This window comes from Streptomyces qinglanensis (genome assembly GCF_900111245.1).
GTDB lineage: Bacteria > Actinomycetota > Actinomycetes > Streptomycetales > Streptomycetaceae > Streptomyces > Streptomyces qinglanensis.
On sequence record NZ_FOGO01000004.1, the window covers coordinates 20,685 to 37,881 of the forward strand.

Sequence of the window (17,197 nt, forward strand, 5' to 3'; positions counted from 1 at the left end):
AGCCTTGTGAGCGGCTGACGCCCGGTGCATGGTGGGCGTATGGCATCGACCGCGCCTGATGAGGCGTCACTTCACTCCGACTTGAAGGAAGTTCGGCGTGCGGGACTGGTCCGGTTGCGGGGACGCACGCTGCCTGCGCTGGAGTCGGCCGCGGCGATGGCGGCGACCGGGGCCCGCACCCCTGGCGCCGCTGTCGAGGAGCTGCTCCGGCTCGCCGTGGCGCGGCTGGACGCCGGTACCCTGCGCACCGCCGCCGAGTACACCCTGGGGCTGGCGCAGGGCACCCGCGACTGGCCCGCGGCCTCCCGCCGCGCCAGGGCGGCCTTGGTGTACGGGGTGAGCATCGAGCGGTTCCGCAAGGACCACGAGGTGATGGTCCTCGGCCAGGTCGCCGAGCACATCGTGCGCCTCGTGAGCCAGCCGGCCGCCGGGGCTGCCGGCGCCCCCGCGGCCCGGGCCGCGGGGGTGGGAGACGGCTCCGGCACGCACCGGTCGGTACGGGTCGCGGCCGGCGGCCGGACCGTGGCGCTGACCCTCCATGTGCACCCCGTGGACCTGCTGCGCGATGTGGACGCGGTCGTCTCCCCGGTCAACGTCCACCTCGCGCTGCCCGAGCGCTTCAAGTCCTCCGTCGCCGCGTCGCTGCGCCGGGCGGCCGCCGTGCACGGGGTGACCGGGGACCTGTTGGCGGACCCGCTCCACGACGAACTGCTCGGCTGGGCGTCCCGGCACGGTGCCGCGGGGCGCGCGGTGCTGCCCGGCACGGTGGCCGCCACCGGCGCGGGGGCGCTGACCGGACAGGGGGTGCGGCGGATCTACCACGCGGCGGTCGCCGTCCCGCGGGCCGGGACCAACGACTACGACGTGCTGCAGTCCGATGTCACCCGGGCCGTGTCCCGGGCGCTCGCGGTTCTGGCGGAGGAGCACGACCGCTTCGATCCGCCGCTCCGTTCGGTGTGCTTCCCGCTGCTCGGCTCGGGGCGCGGCGGGCTGTCGTACGGCGTCAGTCTGGCTGCTGTGTGGGCCGCGGTGGAGGCGGACGCGGCTCGCGGCGCGGACTGGGACATCCACTTCGTGGTGCGTTCGCCGGAGGCGGCGGCGCTGGTGGAGCGGCTTCCGGCCGGGATCCGCCCGGCGCACGACCGGCGGGCGACCGGATGACCCGGTGGAATGGGAGTGCATCCCGCGCCGCGTGAGCCGGTGCGGAGGATGTGTGCGGGAGGGCGCGCCGGGGGGTGCCCTCCCGCACGAAGTTCCCCTGGAACACGTTTTTTTGACGGTTGATCATCTAGGCTTCGCGGATGGGCGGCGGGATGGCGGAATGGGCTCACGGGGCGCCGGGCCGGACCGTGACCTGGCCGGCTCCCGACACCTACGTACTGGTCGAGGGCGTGCTGCTGCGGATGCTTCCGGACGACCCCGGGACACCCGCGGGAACGGAGGTCGTCGTGGGGTACGACACGGAGCGGCGACGGCTCGTCGCGTACCGGGCCGCGCCCGCCGGGTCCGCCCCGGCGGTGCAGGAGGAGGACGGGGGTGTCCGCGGATGAGCACACCCGGCTTCGGGCCCGCGGAGAGCTACGACGAGCGGCAACCCGTCGTGCTGCTCCTCGACACCTCGGCCTCCATGGCGCGGCCGGCGGAGAGTCCGCGGATCGACGAGCTCAACGCGGCGCTCGTCCACCTGTTCGACGGTGTGCGGGTGAAACTGCGCCTGCGCGCCCGGGTGGAGCTCTGCCTGATCACCTTCGACTCGCGGGTGCGCGTCCTCGACCCCGCGCGGGGCGACCTCGTTCCCGTCGAGGAGGCCCCGGCCGACCGGCTCTTCGTGCCGGTCGACGAGCTGAGCCCGCCGCACCTGGAGGCGTCCGGGCTCACCCGGCTCACCGAGGCCGTGGAGGCCGCCCTGGCCCTGGCCCGCGACCGGTACCGGACGCTGCAGGCACAGCGGGTGCAGGTGCGGCGGCCGTTCCTGTGGGTCCTGACGGACGGAGCACCCAGCGACGCGCACGGCCGCCGCGCGGACCCCGCGACTGTCGCCGCCACGGCGCGGAAGGTGCGCGACGGGGAGGGGCGGGGCGAATGCGTCCTCCAGGCGATCGGAGTGCGGGGCGCAGACCTGGAACTGCTCGGGGCTCTCGCGCCCAAAGGGGCGCGGAGACTCGAGGGCCTGGACTTCGGGCAGATCCTGGAGTCCATGTTCCGGAGCTCGGACGTCATCGGAGCCTTCGCGGCCGTCGACGACATCCACGAGCAGGTGTCGGCCGAGATGAAGCGGCAGGAGCGGATGCGGCTGCTCGAGGAGAAGCACCTGTGATCGTCGCGGGGGCCAGTGTGCAGGGCACCGGCCATCTGGCCGCCGGACAGGACTGCCAGGACGCGTTCCGGGCGGCCGACCTGGGCGACGCGGTGGTGCTCGCCGTGGCGGACGGCGCCGGCAGCAGGGAGCGCAGCGCGCTCGGAGCACACCTCGCCGTGGACACGGCCTGCCGGGTGCTGGCCGCAGAGATCCCCGGCCCGCACGAGCCTCCCGCGGCGTGGACGGGATGGGCCGCCGCGCGCGGCGCACGGCTGGTGGCCGACCATCTGCGGGCCGTCGAAGGGATACTGCGCGCGGCCGGGCCCCCGGCACGATCCGGGCGGGCCGAGCCCCCGGAACCCGCCGGGCTGCCCGGGACACTCCCGCAACCCTCCAGGGTGCCCGGGACACTCCCGCAACCCTCCGGGCTGCCGGAGGCATCTCCGGGGCCCGCCACGCTCCCGGTGGACACCGGAGCGCTGGCCGCCACGGTGGCCGCGGCCGTCCTCCGCCCGCCCTGGGTCGTGTTCGTCGCGGTCGGCGACTGCTTCGGCACCGTGCTGACCCGCGGGGCGGCCGAGCCCGAGCCGCCGATCGCGCCCGACGGGCGGTTCCCCGAGCGCAGCGGGCCGCCGACCGAGTCCCCGGTGCCGCCGACCGAGTCCCCGGTGCCGCAGCCCGAGTCCCCCGTGCCACCGCCCGGGTCCGGCGGGCCGCCACCGGGGGCCGCCGAGCGGTGCCACCTCGTCCTCCCGCCGCCCGGCCCCGGCGGTCCCGGCCCGGTCTTCCTCTCCTCGCCCGGCGCCGCGCTGCGGGTGCGGTCGTTCGCCGTATGGGAGCCGGAACTGACCGGAGTGGTCCTGGCCACCGACGGCTGTACGGCGCTGACCCTCGACCACCCCTCGGCCCGTGCGCTCCCGCCGCAGGCCGGTCCGCTGCCCTCGGAGCGGTTCTTCTGCGGACTCGCGGCGACCCTCCGCGCCAACGGCGGCGACGCCGAACCCCTCCGAGCACTGCTCTCCGGCCCGGAGGCAGCGCGTACCGGCGACGATCTGACGGTGCTGTGCGCCCTGACGGACGGGTGGTGACGGTGTCTCTCACGGTGGTGTCCTCCGCGGGGCACGCGTGGCGCCTCACCGAGCGGATCGGCAGCGGCTCGGAAGGAGTGGTCTACGGCGTCGAGGACGACCGGCCCCTGGTGGCCAAACTCGTCCCGGACCCGCCGGATCCGGCCGCCTACCGGCGCCGCCTCGCGCGGCTGGTCAGGCAGCGCCGCGAGCCGCGCACGGTCCGGCTGCTGGCCCCGACGCCCCCGCGGGCCGCCTGGCCGATGGTGCTGGTGCGCACCCGGGACGCCGGCGCCGACGGCTATCTGATGACCGACATGCGCCACGCCTACCGGCCGCTGGCGCACCTGCTCTTCCCCGCCGCCCGCCGGCACTTCCTGCCGGGCGCGACCTGGACGACCGCGCTCGCCGCCGCCTGCTCACTCGCCCGGCTCCTCGCCGATCTGCAGGCCGAGGGCTATGTGGTGGGCGATCTCAAGCCCGACAACCTCTGGGTCGACGACCGGGGCGGAGTCGGTGTCGCGGATGTGGACTCCTGGCAGTTCCGGGACGGCGCCGAGGTGTTCCCCGGACGGATGAGCACCCCCGGCTACACGGCCCCCGAGCGGATCGGCGCACCCGCCGGCACGCCACCGGACAGCGCCTCGGACGACTTCGTCCTCGCCATTCTGGTCCACCAACTGCTGGCCGACGGCCTGCATCCGTTCGCCGGGTACCCCGCCGACGGCGCCGACTACCGCTCCTACGACGACAACGTCCTGCGGGGACGCTGCCGTCTGCTGGATCGGCTGTCGGTCGTGCTGCCGCTGTCCGCCCCGCCTGCCGACCTGCTGCCGCGGCGGCTCCGGGAACTGCTCCGGGCGGCGTTCGGCGGAGTGCGCCCCCCGGCGGCCGTGTGGGCCGAGGCGCTGGCGGCCGAGGCGGCCCCCGGACGGCTGCGGACGTGCCCGGTCGACGCCGGGCACGTGCACACGGTCGAGCGCCCGTGGTGCCCCTGGTGCGACCTGGAGGACCGGGTCACGGACCGTTCCGGAGACCGGGCGGGGCGAGGCGGCCCGCCCGCCGACGGCCCGGCCGGGACCGGACAGCAGCGGAACGCGGCGCACGGAAGGAGGGACGGCAGATGACGGAGGTGATCCGGCTCTCGGTGGCCCGGACGCTGGACCGCTGCACCGTCCTCGGCCCGGGGACCCGCGCCGTGCTCTGGGTGCAGGGCTGCCCGCTGCGCTGCCGGGGGTGCGTCGCGGCCGAGACACTGCCCTTCGAGGGGGGCACCGACCGGACCGTTCCCGAACTCGCCGACTGGCTGTGCGGGCTGCCCGACGTGGAGGGCGTCACCCTCTCCGGAGGAGAGCCCTTCAGCCAGGCGGCCGGGCTGGCGGCACTGCTCGACGCGGTCCGCGCGCGACGCCCCGATTTCAGCGCGATGGCCTACTCGGGCCTCCGATACGAGGCCCTGCGCAGGGGCGGGGCCGACCGGCGCGCCCTGCTGCGGCGCCTCGATCTCCTCGTCGACGGACCCTACGTGGCGGCCCTGCACGGCAGCCTGCGCTGGCGGGGCTCCTCGAACCAGCGCCTCGTCGCGCTCACCGACCGCTACCCCGACCTGCGTTCCGAACCCGACACCGGCGCCGGGATCGAGGTGTCCGTGGAGCCCGGAGGCGCGCTCTCCTGGGCCGGGGTGCCGCCGACCCCCGGCTTCCGCGCGGGACTCGAGGCGCACCTCGCGGAGCGCGGCTTCGTGCTGCACACCCAGGCCCGGAGGGACACATGAGTGGATCACCGAAGTACAGCACCGTGTCGGTCGCTTCCGCCTACGCGCGGCGCGAGGCGCAACGACGTGCCCGGCGCGAGGCCGAGCGTCGCACCCGGCAGGAGCAGCGCGCCAGGGAGCGTGCCGAACTCGCGGCCCGCCGGGCCCGCGAGCGGACGGAGCGCCGGGAGCGGGCGCAGGCGGACCTCGAGCGCAGACAGCGGGAGGCGGCGGACCGGCGGGCCGCGGAGCAGGAGGCGCACGCCTCCCGGATGCGCCAGGAGCAGGTCGCTGCCGGCTCCCGCCGCCTCGACGAGGTGAACGCCCTGCTCACGCGGGTGCGGACGGCCGAACCGGACGCACCGGCCGCCGAACTCGCGGCGATCGAGGACAGGTTGGCCCAGTTGCGGGAGGAGGTGGGCCGGGGGGAGCAGCTCGACGGGCCGATCGAGGAACTGCGCGGCCGCCTCGTTCTGCTGAGCAGCCCCGGGGACGCCCCGCAGCCGGGCACCGGGTACGACGCCGTCCTGGCGGGACTCGAACAGCGACTGGCCGCGATCGGACCGGACGGCGCGGCCCACGACCCGGGGGGTCGGCAGAACTGCACCGAACTGCTCGGCCAACTGCGTGCTGCGGCGGGAGCGGGCGCGGAAACGCGCTTCGCCGCGCTGCTCGGCACGGTGGAGCACGCGCTCACCCGCCATGCCGGCACCGCGCAGCACCACGACGACGAGGAGCGGCTGCGGGCAGCGGAGGAGCGGCGCGGCGAGGAGGAGCGCGCCGCGGCGCGGGCGGCCGAGAAAGCAGAGGAAGCAAAGGAAGCAAAGGAAGCCGCACAAGAGGCCGCACAGGAGGCCGCGCAGGAGAGCCGTGCGGCGGTGCTCGTCGAGGCGGCCGACCGGCTGGGCGTCGTGCGCGGCTCCGCCGAAGCCGTGGCGGCGGAGGCCCGCGAACTGGCGGATCCGGACCTCGCCGACCGCGTCGAGCAGGCCCTGCACGCCGTCACGGGCGCACTCGGCGGGGAGGCGGCCGAGGAAGCGCTCGAGGCGGTCGGCACCCTGGAGCGGCTGCTGCCCGAGGCCGAGGCCCGGCTGGACGAACTCCAGTTGGCCTTCACCCGGCGCAGCGACCTCGCCGAGGCGCTGCAGGACGCCATGTGCGAGGAGGGATTCACCTTCACCGACGGCAGCGAGCAGGGCGCGGCCTTCGTGCTCCGTTTCGAGCGGCCCAGCGGGGCGCGGTACGGGGCGACGGTCGCCACGGAAGCCGACGGCACCCCCGTGCTCGTCTATCACGTCGAGGGCGAGCCCGACGTGACGCTGGGCCCGGTGGCGGAGGGCGCGGTCTGCGACCGCACCGAGGATCTGCTGGAGCGGGTGCACGAGGCGATCGGCGAGCGGGACGGCTTCCTCCCGGGCGAACTCACCTGGCAGGGCAAACCCCCGAGAGGGCACACCCGGTCGCTGCCGGGCGCGGGGCAGGTGCGGCGCGGGTGAGCATGGCGAAGGGGGCCGGCCGGGGGGCCGGTGCCGGTCCGCAGCAGCCCGCGTCCGGCGACCGGCGCGGGGGAGCGGCGCCGGACGGGCAGCCGGTCGTGGCAGACGGGATGATGCCGCTGTGGGCGGTGTCCCTCGGCTGGGAACTCCGCCGCGGGCGGCAGGTGATCCTCAACGGGCAGATCCGGGACCGCTGGTGGTTCGACGACAGCCCCGCCTCGTTCCGGGAGGTGGTCGCCGGAACGCTGGCGGCGCGCGGTGCCGAGGTGGTCGGCTGGTGGGACCCCGTCGGCGGCCTCACCTTCCCGCTGCCGGAGCACGCGGAGCGCTTCGACCGGCTGGCCGCCGCGCCGCCCGCAACCGGACGCGGCGGCGCGGGCACCGGTGGTGCGGGCACCGATGGCGTGGACAGCGGCGGTGCGGGCACCGGCGGCGTGGACAGCGGCGGGGGAGCGCCTGCAGCCGCAGCAGCGGTGGAGAGCGGCCGTGGACCACGGCGCGACGGGGAGGAGTCGCCTGCGGAAGAGCACCCGGCGGGGCGCACCCGGCGCGGCGGGGAGCGGCAGCGCAGCCGCGAGCGGCTGTTCGCCGCCCGCTCTCCAGGGCGGCCCCGCTCCTTCGACGACGTCGTGGCCACCGTGCAGCGTCTCGCGGCCTCGCCCGAGGCGGCCACGGCCTTCGTCTTCGAGGACGTCGACCACCACCTGCCGCCCGACCGGCCGGAGTCGCAACTGGGTTATCTGCGGCTGCGGGCCGCGATGGCGGACGCCGTCACCCCGCACTCCGCCGACGGCCCGCAGCCGCACGCCCGCAACGCCGTGCTCTGCGCGGTGGGCGACGTGGGACGGCTGCCGGGCTGGTTCCACCTGGAGGATCCGCGGATCGCCGCGCTGCACATCGGGCCGCCCGACCCCAGCGAGCGGCGGCTGTGGCTGACCTGGCTGCTGCGGCACTTCGACGGCGGCCGCCACGCCTCGCGGGCCGACCTCGAGGCGCTGGTCGGAGCCACCGACGGGATGGCGGGCTGGGACATCGAGTCCCTGGCCCGGACGTCGAGGCTGCGCGGTGCGCCGCTGCAGAAGCCGGACAAGCTCCTGGAACTGCACCGGCTCAATGTCAACGTCGACCCGTGGGCCCAGTTGGACAGGGAGACCGTCGCCCGCGCGGCCGACGCGCTCGCCACCCGCGTGGTCGGCCAGCCCGCGGCAGTGGACGCCGTGGCCTCGGCCCTCCAGTCCGCCTTCGTCGGCGTCGACTTCGGCCACTCGGGGGCCGCCCGGCCGCGCGGCGCCTTCTTCTTCGTCGGCCCCACCGGGGTGGGCAAGACCGAACTCGCCAAGGCGGTTGCCGAGCTGATGTTCGGCGACCGGAGCGCGTACGCCCGCTTCGACATGAGCGAGTACCAGCAGGAGCACGCCGCTGAGCGCCTCGCGGGCGCGCCGCCCGGCTACATCGGCTACGAGCAGGGCGGCGAGCTGACCCGGCGGGTGCAGGAACGGCCGTTCAGCGTGCTGCTCTTCGACGAGATCGAGAAGGCCCACCCCAAGGTGCTGGACAAGTTCCTGCAGATCCTGGAGGACGGCCGGCTCACGGACGGGCGCGGGCAGACCGCGTACTTCTCCGAATGCCTGATCATCTTCACCTCCAACACCGGTGCGGAGGAGCTGCGGACCCTGCTGGAAGGCTGCGAGGACGAACTCCCCTACGCCGCGCTCGAAGCCCACTTCACCCGGGCTGTGGAGGACCGGTTCCGGCAGAACGGCAGGCCGGAGATCTACGGACGGCTCAAGCCGGGTGTGGTCGTCTTCGACATGCTGCGCCGCGAGCACATCGTCAGCATCGCCGACCGGCTGCTGGGGCAGCTCACCGAGTCGGTGCGCGAGCGCCACCGGGTCGAACTGGTCCACGACACGGGGACGCTGCACCCGTGGATCACCGCGCGGATGTCGGAGCCCGAGCACCAGGCGTACGGCGGGCGGCAGATCCGCAACGAACTGGAGCAGGTGCGCGCGCAGGTCGTCCGCCACCTGCTGGAACACCGTCCGGTGCCGGGCAGCCGGGTCCGGACGCAGATCGGCCCGGACGGCGCGGTGCGGGTCACCACGGAAACGGCAGACCCCACGAGCGCCGCCGGCTCCAGCGGTACGGCGGAGCCGCCCACCGCGGACACAGCGGCTGCGGCGGACACGGCCGGGCCGGGCGGCTCCGCGAGTACGAAGGAAGGGGGCGGGCCCGCGTGATCGCCATCGAACTCGGCCACCGGTTCGGCCGGGTGGCCCGGCTCGGCACCGGCGGACATCCGGAGGTGACCGCGACGGAGTTCGAGGCCGTGGACGGTGTCCTCGAACCGGCCCGGGCGCTGCCCGCACTGCTCGGCTCCGCCCCGGGCGGCACCGGCGCGGACGGCGCGGTCCTCGGCCTGTCCGCATCGGACGGCCGGGAGGAGGAGCTGCGGCGTGCCGCGGACCGCGCCGGGCTCCGCGTGGAGCGTGTCGTCCCGGAGCCGGTGGCCGTCGCCCTGCACTACGGGGCGGCCGGCGAGGGCGTGGACCGCACCCTCCTGGTCTGCGACCAGGGGGCCACCACGCTGGACCTGAGTGTCCTGACCGTCACCCCTGACCTCACCCTGCGCGTCGTGCGGACCCGCAGCCACCGCCTCGGCGGTGACGACTGGGACGCGGCACTGGCGGCCCGGCTGGCCGGACGACTCCCGGACGGCACCGATCCGCGTCGTGCGGCGGCGCTCCTGCGGCGGGCGCTGGGCGGCGCGGACAGTGTCACCGAGGAGGTGGCCGACGCCGCCGGGGAGCTGCACCCGCTGACCCTGGACCGGGCCGACGTGGAGGCGGTCGCGGCGCCGCTGCGGGAGCGGACCCTGGCCGCGGTGGGCGAGGAACTGCTCGCCGCTGACCCGGCACCGGACACCGTCCTGCTGGCCGGCGGCCTGTTCGCCATGGCGGGCGGGTCGGCCGGGATCCGGGAGCTGCCGGCCGCGCAGGGCCTCACAGTGCGCTGCGACCGGCCGGAACAGGCCGTGGTGCGGGGGCTGCTGGCGCTGCGGGACTTCGGGATCCTGCGGATCGCATCGGGCCCCGCGGCCCGGCCGGCCGCTACCCACGACGGGTACTTCCTCCCGGACCTCGACCCCGAGCCCGCCCCGCACTCCGAGCCCGCCCCGCCCCCCGAGGCCGCCCCGCCCCCCGAGCCCGCCTCGGGCTCCGGGCCCGCCCCGCGCTCCGAGGCGGGCCCGCACTCCGATCCGGACCCGCTCCAGCGGCCGAACGCCGATTCGCCGCGGCCCGCGCCGGACCACCCCCCGGCCCCCCGGCCCGGCCCGGAACACGCTTCCCGGCCCGCGTCCGATCCGGCGCCCGCGCCCGGACTCCGGCGCCCACCGCAGGAGGAGCACCCCGCCGGGGCCGGGCCGGACGCCGCGGAACGGCTCGCCGCACGAGACCCTGGCGCCGCACCCGCGGCGGGCAGCGCCCCGGCCGCGCCTGACGGGGACGCCCCGGCCGCCGCAGCCTCCCCGCGGGCAACACCGCACGCGCCCCGGGGCACTCCGGTACCGGGCGACGGCGGCACCGGGCAGCCGCCGCCGTCCCCGGCACCCGGCGAACCGGCCCCGCACGCCACCGCGGATCCGCACGCCACCGCGAATCCGCCGCCCCCTTCACCGGGGGACGCCGGAATGCGCCCGCCCGACTCGGCACACCCCGCATCCACCGACGGCGCCGGCGCGGATCCGCACGCGCTCGTCGCCGTTCCGGTCGAACAGCTCCAGGCGCTCCGGCGCGGGGACCATCTCCTCGTCCTGTGGGCCTGGCCCGACGGCGCGCTCAGTGCCCGGGTCCGCTGGCGGCGGGAGGGAGCCCCGGCCGGCTCCGGGCCGCGGGAGGGGGATCTGGTCTGCCGGCGCCGGGTGTACGAGCACGACGGCGGCCTCGATCTGGCCGTCGGCCGGGACGCGGTCACTCTCACCGTGGAGGCCCTGGTCGCGGATCCCGGCGCGGTCTGCGAGGCGGCCGCCTCGCTCTCCCTGCCCGCGCAGCCGGCCCTGGTGCAGTACGAGCCCACCGTGCGGCGCCGCTTCGCGGGCCGGGTCGCGACGGTCACCTTCACCTCCGAGGCCGGCTGCTACCTGCCCCGCCTCCGCATCGTCCACAGCATCGGCCGGTTCCGCCCCACCAGCGCGTCCGAGGGCACCGTCCTGCACGAGGTGCCCGGCCAGCGGCTGCCCGCGGGCACTCCGCTGGCCGTGGAGTTCCCCCTGCCCGCCACCCGAGGCCCCTCCTGGCTGGTCTGCTTCCCGGCGGACGCCGACGCGGGCTCCGACTGCGACCTCGACATCCGTCCGACGGCGCTGCACAGACTGCGAGTGACCTGATGGCCAGACGGCACACCTGCCCCTACTGCTACGAGAGCTTCGCCGCGCGGGAGATCCGCTTCCGCTGCAACACCCGGCTGAGCCCGTCCGGGAAGAAGTGCGAGCGGCGCCGCGACCAGGTACTGGACGAGCGGATGGGCCCGCGCCGCAGCCACGACCTCGGCCCGGACTTCGCCGCCGACGGGCGCCGCCCGACCGCGGTCTGCCAGGACTGCAAGGGCGAGACGACCTACCGGATCTGCCCGGTGTGCCACTCCGAACTGCCTGTGCAGTTCGGCATGGTGGACAACCGGCTGATAGCGATGGTCGGCGCGAAAGCGTCCGGCAAGACCGTGTACATGACGGTGCTGCTGCACGAGGTCAGGAACCGGGTCGGCGAGGCGTTCGGTGCCTCCCTGATGGGCCTGGACGACGCCACCATGCGCCGCTTCAGCACCGACTACGAGGACCGCCTCTTCCGTGACAAGCAGTTGTTCCCCGGAACCCAGACCGCTTCCACCAACCTCAACCGGGTGGACCCGCTGGTGTTCCGGTTCGGCCTGCGGCGGCGCACCCTGTTCGGCCAGCGACCGCAGCACACCGTGCTCTCGTTCTTCGACACCGCGGGTGAGGACTTCAGCTCGCGGGAGAGCGTGGAGCTGAACACCCGCTACCTGTCGGGCGCCGACGGCATCATCCTGCTGCTCGATCCGCTGCAGATGCCGGGCGCCCGGGACGGGGCCGCACCGGGGACACCGCTGCCCGGCACCGAAGGACTCGACACACCCATGAACGTCCTCTCCCGGGTGACCGGCCTGCTGCTGGCACCCCGCAGCGGCCGCTCCGCGCAGAAGATCGACACTCCGATCGCCGTGGTGTTCTCGAAACTGGACGCCTTCTGGCACCTGCTGGAGAACAGCAGCCCGCTGCGCGACCACGCCCCGCCACGCGGCCGGTTCGAGGTGGGCGACAGTCTCAGCGTCCACGAGGAGGTACGCAGGCTCCTCAAGGACTGGGACGGGGTACCCGTCGACAACCTCCTGGAGAACCACTACACCCGCTACCGCTACTTCGGAGTCTCGTCCCTCGGCCGCAACCCCACCCCCGACGCCCGCGTCGCAGCCACCGGCATCCAGCCCTACCGGGTCGCCGACCCGCTGCTGTGGCTGCTGAGCGAGTTCGGGTCGGTGCCGAAGGCGGGACGTGGATGACCGGCGACGCCGCACGACAGCAGCCGGAAGCCGGACCGCACTTCCAACAGCTCTACTACACCTCCTGCGAACAGGGGCTCAGCGGGTTCTCCGGGTTCCAGTTCAACGCCGTCAGCGAAGGCGTCACGGCCGACACCCGGCAGGCCGTGGAGGCGCTCGCCGGGTACGAGCCGCCCCGCTCCATGGCGGAGTCGGACACCCCGGAACAGCTCGACCGCTGTCCGGTCAACCTCTGCTACCGGCCGCACGATCCGCGGGGACGCAGCGGTACGGTGCTGTGCGTGCGCTACGCGGGCCGGGACTCGGCCCGCCGGTTCGGCAACTACTTCGCCCACGCCCTGCACAGCGAGGACTTCCCGGCCGCAGGGCGCGGACTGCTCGGCATCGAGCTGTGGGGCTCGCCGGTGTGGGCCGGCGGCACCTCCCCGACCACCCGGATCCCGGTGCTCACGGCGCCGCCGCGCGGACCGCTGGACCCCCGCACGGTACGCGGCTTCCTGGACGCGCATCCCCACGCGGAGCAGTTGCCGCACCTGCTTGCCGCCGCGTTCGCCGCGCTCACCGAGCACGGCTCGGTCGTGGTGGTCGACGGCACGACCGAGCGGATCGCGCACTGGTTCGCCGCGGTCTGCTACCTGCTGCCGCCGCCGCTCGCCCGCCGCCTCTCCCTCGCCACCTACGTCTTCCGCCCGGCCCGCAGCAGACTGCACCTGATCGGTACGGTGCCCGAGGCGCAGCTCGACTTCGGGCCGGACGAGGAGGACGCCTACACCGTCTTCGACTTCTGCCGCGGCCGGTTCCCCGACGCCGTGCCCGCCGCACCGGACGTGCACGCCCTGGTCGCGCTGCTCACCCGGATCGGCGTCGGAGCCGTGCGGCCGGTCTGGGCCTGGACCAAGGACTTCGCACACGGCGGCGAGGAGAGCCCCGGCGACTGGCACGCGCCCGTCGCCGCGGCGGCGTCCTCGGGCGGGGTCGCCCTCGCCGCCGCCGACGTCGACGCGCTGCTCGACTGGCTGCCCGCAGCCGAGCACCTGGGCCCGCTGGGCGCCCAGATCGCCGCGGACCTCCACCGCAGGCACCGGAACCTGGACGACAGCCGGCTGCGCCTGCTCAGCGGCGTCGCGCGAGCCGCCGACGACACCGCACTGCACCAGGAGATCGAGGGGAGGCTGCTGGAGTCCCGCATGCGGGCCCATATGACCGGCGCCGCGGACGCGACGGAGCCCGCACCCCTGACCGACCCGGACCTCCGCGCGCGGGCCACCGCGCTGTGGGAGCGCCTGCTGCGGGACGAGGCGGCCACCACCCGCCGCCGGGTGCGGCTGCTGCTCTGGGCGCACGGCGCGCGGCTGGCGCCGGAAGCGGACATCGTCGAGCGCGAGACGCTCACCGCCGCCCGCGCCCTGCTGGGGACCTCGGCGCCGGGGGCCGCACTCCGGCGGGAGGTGGAGTTGCTCGTCGCCGCCGAGCCCCGGATGAGGGGCGCTCTGGCGGCCGCCGTGCGGGAGGTGCTGGAGGGCCGCCCGGGGCAGGAGCAGCTCTTCTCGCAGTTCCCCGCCGCACTGCTCCAGGAGCGGGACCTGCGGGGCAGTCCGCTGCTCCTGGAGCACTACTGGCGGGCGCGCGCCGAACGCGAGCCGGCCCGCACGGTCGAGCTGATGTTCCGGATCCTGCGGGTCCGCGGCCGGCCGGTGCCCGACGAAACGCTGCTGCGGGCGCTGTGGCGGCACCCTGCACGGACCTGGACCCACCGGGAGGCCGGCGAGATCGCCCGCGGACTGCCGTCCGAGGCGCTGGCGGACCCGGTGGTCGGCCGGTGGCTCGACCGCGCGGTCAACCGGCGTATCGAGACGGCCGCGGAACTCGACCACTGCCTGGAGCTGTGCGGGCGGCTGGCAGCGCCGGGCCGCTGGGCACTGCTGCCCGCGGACGTCCGCGCCCGCGTACGGACCACCCTGGACCTGGCAGCGGCGCTCCGCGGAGCCCGCGAGGCCACCGGGCTCGCCCGGCTGTTCGCGGTGCCCGAGGCCGACAGATGGGCCGCACCGCAGGCGCTCAAGCGCTACCGTCTGGTGCCCGCGATGCTGCGGCTGCCCGCCGACATCGGCGCACTGGGGGAGCTGCTGGGACACACCGAACACGCCCAGACCGACCGCTATCTCGCTGCCGTGCAGCGCGTGGCCACCGGCAGCGAACCGGTCGACGACGTCCGGCTCAGCCATGTCGCCGCGGTCGCCGCGGCACCGGCGCGGGCCGGGCTGGCACAGGCGCACCTGGAGGTCGTCGACCGGATCCGGCTCCATGCCGCCCGGCACTGGCGGTTGGCGGACCTGCAGCGGCTGGAGCGTGCCGTGCGGCCCTACGACGCGCCGCTCGCCGACTGGTTCGGCGCGTGGGCCGAGTCCCGGCTGAGCGGACCGCGCAGGCTCGCACACCGGCTCCCGGGACTCCGGCGCGGCACCGGCGGCGGACATCCCCGCGACGACTCCCACGGCACCGCCCCCGGCGGCACCGGAGGCGAACGGGACCGGCCCGGGAGAGGCCCGCGGTGGAGCCCCCGGAAGAACGACGGGGAGAGGTGACCCGCGGTGGCCGAGATCGTCGCCTATGTCGTCATCCCCGTGCTGTACCTCGCCCTGCTCGCCGTCTTCCTGCTGTTCGTCCCGCTCCTCGCCGGTCTGCGGGCACTCGCGTTCGTGGTGCAGCTCCTGCGCGGCCACCTGGAGCTGCTGACCGGCGTCCTGTACCGGCGCACCCCCGAGTTCCGCACCCTGCCGCCGTACCGCCCGCAGGACGAGGAGGTGAAGGCGTACCGCAACTACTTCTTCGGGCCGGGAGCCCGGGACCTGCGGCAGCTCCTCACCCTGGAGCGCCGGTCGTACGCGGCAGCGGTCGGCGACGCCTTCCGCGACGTGACGGCACGGCAGTTCACCTCCCCCGCGAGGAGCAGAGCACTCACCGTCCCGTACGGCCTGACGCTGTACGCGGGCCTCGGCCTGGGCGCGGCGCTGGCCGTACTGCCCCTGGGCGCCCTGCTGGCGCTGCACGCGCTCGTCCTCGCGCTGCTGATGGCAGGAGCCCGGCTCGTCGCCGGGCTGCTGCGCGCACTCGACCGTGCGGCCCTGTGGACGCGGCGGCTGTCGGTCGGCATGATCTGCCCGCACTGCTACGAGCGCGTCCGCCACCCGGCCTACGACTGCCCGGCTTCGGCCTGCCGACGCAGGCACGCGGACATCCGCCCCGGCACCTACGGCCTCCTGCGCCGCCGCTGCGAGTGCGGGCAGCGCATGCCGACCCTGCTGATCCTGATGAGCGCGCAGGCCCGCCTCCAGGCGTACTGCACCCATCCGCACTGCGGGCGGGCGATGAACGCCGACGCCGGGCACATGCCGGAAACCGTCCTCCCGCTGATCGGCGGCCGGGCCGCGGGCAAGACCCAGTTGATGGCCGCCATGCTGCTGACGCTGGAGAACGCGGCCGGCAGCGGCGGTCCCGCGCTCCGCTTCGCCGACGCCCGCTCCGAGGCCGACTTCCAGGTCCTCCGCGAGGTGCTGCGGATCCGCGGCAACACCCGCGGCACCCAGAAGGAGCTGCCCAGCGCGCACTCCTTCGTCCTCGGCACCGGCCGCACCGAGCGCCTCGTCCACCTCTTCGACACGGCCGGGGAGCGGTTCGTCGACCGCGACGAGACCGACGCGCTGCGCTACGCCCGGGCCGCGCGCACCTTCGTCTTCGTCCTGGACCCGATGGCGGTGGAGGCGTTCTGGGACGGCCTGGAGCACAGGCCCGGCGCCGGACCGGACCGCAGCCTCGCCTCCACGGTCCGTCCCGAGGAGGTCTTCGCCCGGTCGGTCCAGGCGGTGGCCGCGATGCGCGCCCCCGTGCGCCAGGCGCGCCTCGCCGTGGCCATCAGCAAGGCGGACGTGCTGGCCGGGTCCGGCCTCGGGCCGGGGAGCGCCGCCGGCAGCGACGAGGCCCGCGCCTGGCTCACGGAGGCGCTCGGCCTGCACAGCCTCGTCCGGGCGATGGAACTGGACTTCCGCGAGGTGCGGTTCTTCTGCACGGCGGCCGTGGCGGACGAGGAGGCCCGGGTGGACGCCAGCATCGCGGGACTCGTCGACTGGTGTCTGCGGCCCTGAACCGGGCCCTCTCCTGCGCGCATCGGGGCGGTACGGGCGGCACCGGGGACCGGCGTCGCACACCCGCTGGGACGGGCAGGGGGGCGTCAGGACAGCGCAGGCGATGCGAGGGTCCGGCACGGCCGGAAGGGGACCGGCCGCTCGGTGCGGGGCCCTCGGGTGCGGCCCGCTCGTCGACTCAACAACGTTCACTCGATGGTGAGTTGAAGGATCTGTTCAGGGCTGCGACGCGCTGCCACACTTGCCGTGCCCCAGTGAACCCCCCCATGGCCCGGTCGTTCCGGGCCCGTCACTTCGGAGGTCCTCCATGCGCCGCAGATTCGCCGTCCCGCTCGCTGCCGCCGCGCTGTCGCTCCCCGCCGTGCTCGTCCCCGCCGGCTCGGCCTCGGCCGCTCCCGCCGACAAGGCGCAGGTGCTCAGCTCCTGGACGCAGACCAGCGCCTCCAGCTACAACTCCTGGTATCAGGCCCGGCAGCACCAGGGCGACTGGTCCGCCTACGGCTTCGACTGGTCGACGGACTACTGCAGCTCCTCGCCCGACAACCCCTTCGGCTTCCCCTTCCGGACCGCCTGCGCCCGCCACGACTTCGGCTACCGCAACTACAAGGCCATGGGCACCTTCTCGGCGAACAAGTCCCGCATCGACTCGGCCTTCTACGCGGACCTCAAGCGGGTCTGCAACCGCTACTCCGGAGCGACCAAAACAGCCTGCAACTCGACGGCCTGGACGTACTACCACGCCGTCGACATCTTCGGCCTCAAGGGCGCCGACGAGGCAGCCGCGGACAAGGCCGCCTGACCGGCCCGCCGCACCCGGTCCGCCGGACGGGTACCCGGGCGCTCCTTCCGTTGCCGTTCAGCCA

The 17,197-nt window shown here is 75.3% G+C and carries 13 protein-coding genes; all 13 read left to right on the forward strand.

Translation table 11 applies throughout. The annotated features are described in order from the left end of the window. Window positions 1–39: 39 nt before the first annotated feature. The 13 genes from BMX65_RS09930 to BMX65_RS09990 all read left to right on the forward strand — a co-directional run bounded on the left by BMX65_RS09930 (window position 40) and on the right by BMX65_RS09990 (window position 17,133). A complete protein-coding gene (locus tag BMX65_RS09930) occupies window positions 40–1,161 on the forward strand; it encodes a macro domain-containing protein (RefSeq protein ID WP_074999853.1) in 1,122 nt (373 codons plus the stop codon). Window positions 1,162–1,301: 140 nt separating this feature from the next. After that, entirely contained in the window at window positions 1,302–1,550 is a 249-nt protein-coding gene (locus BMX65_RS09935) for a hypothetical protein (protein ID WP_239501946.1), read from the forward strand. Further along, window positions 1,547–2,317, forward strand: coding sequence for a vWA domain-containing protein (locus tag BMX65_RS09940; RefSeq protein ID WP_074999855.1), 771 nt, complete (start codon window positions 1,547–1,549; stop codon window positions 2,315–2,317). The genes BMX65_RS09935 and BMX65_RS09940 overlap by 4 nt, the downstream gene beginning before the upstream one ends. Further along, window positions 2,314–3,387: a protein phosphatase 2C domain-containing protein gene (locus BMX65_RS09945; RefSeq protein ID WP_074999856.1), complete on the forward strand. Its 1,074-nt coding sequence runs from the start codon at window positions 2,314–2,316 to the stop codon at window positions 3,385–3,387. The genes BMX65_RS09940 and BMX65_RS09945 overlap by 4 nt, the downstream gene beginning before the upstream one ends. After that, a complete protein-coding gene (locus tag BMX65_RS09950) occupies window positions 3,384–4,493 on the forward strand; it encodes a hypothetical protein (RefSeq protein WP_074999857.1) in 1,110 nt (369 codons plus the stop codon). Before BMX65_RS09945 ends, BMX65_RS09950 begins: the two co-directional genes overlap by 4 nt. Beyond that, window positions 4,490–5,140: a 4Fe-4S single cluster domain-containing protein gene (locus BMX65_RS09955; protein ID WP_074999858.1), complete on the forward strand. Its 651-nt coding sequence runs from the start codon at window positions 4,490–4,492 to the stop codon at window positions 5,138–5,140. Before BMX65_RS09950 ends, BMX65_RS09955 begins: the two co-directional genes overlap by 4 nt. Then, on the forward strand, window positions 5,137–6,615 hold the full coding sequence (locus BMX65_RS09960) for a hypothetical protein (RefSeq protein ID WP_074999859.1): 1,479 nt from the start codon (window positions 5,137–5,139) through the stop codon (window positions 6,613–6,615). Before BMX65_RS09955 ends, BMX65_RS09960 begins: the two co-directional genes overlap by 4 nt. A 2-nt stretch (window positions 6,616–6,617) precedes the next feature. Next, on the forward strand, window positions 6,618–8,855 hold the full coding sequence (locus BMX65_RS09965; protein ID WP_074999860.1) for an AAA family ATPase: 2,238 nt from the start codon (window positions 6,618–6,620) through the stop codon (window positions 8,853–8,855). After that, window positions 8,852–11,002, forward strand: a complete 2,151-nt coding sequence (locus BMX65_RS09970) for an Hsp70 family protein (RefSeq protein ID WP_074999861.1) — start codon at window positions 8,852–8,854, stop codon at window positions 11,000–11,002. The genes BMX65_RS09965 and BMX65_RS09970 overlap by 4 nt, the downstream gene beginning before the upstream one ends. Continuing rightward, entirely contained in the window at window positions 11,002–12,192 is a 1,191-nt protein-coding gene (locus tag BMX65_RS09975) for a TRAFAC clade GTPase domain-containing protein (protein ID WP_074999862.1), read from the forward strand. The genes BMX65_RS09970 and BMX65_RS09975 overlap by 1 nt, the downstream gene beginning before the upstream one ends. Next, window positions 12,189–14,777 carry a GTPase-associated protein 1-related protein gene (locus BMX65_RS09980; RefSeq protein ID WP_074999863.1) on the forward strand — a complete coding sequence of 863 codons (2,589 nt, stop codon included), beginning with the start codon at window positions 12,189–12,191 and terminating at the stop codon, window positions 14,775–14,777. The genes BMX65_RS09975 and BMX65_RS09980 overlap by 4 nt, the downstream gene beginning before the upstream one ends. 6 nt (window positions 14,778–14,783) lie before the next feature. Continuing rightward, window positions 14,784–16,334, forward strand: coding sequence for a TRAFAC clade GTPase domain-containing protein (locus BMX65_RS09985; RefSeq protein WP_074999864.1), 1,551 nt, complete (start codon window positions 14,784–14,786; stop codon window positions 16,332–16,334). 307 nt (window positions 16,335–16,641) lie between these two features. Next, a complete protein-coding gene (locus tag BMX65_RS09990; RefSeq protein WP_074999865.1) occupies window positions 16,642–17,133 on the forward strand; it encodes a phospholipase in 492 nt (163 codons plus the stop codon). The last annotated feature ends 64 nt before the right edge of the window (window positions 17,134–17,197 follow it).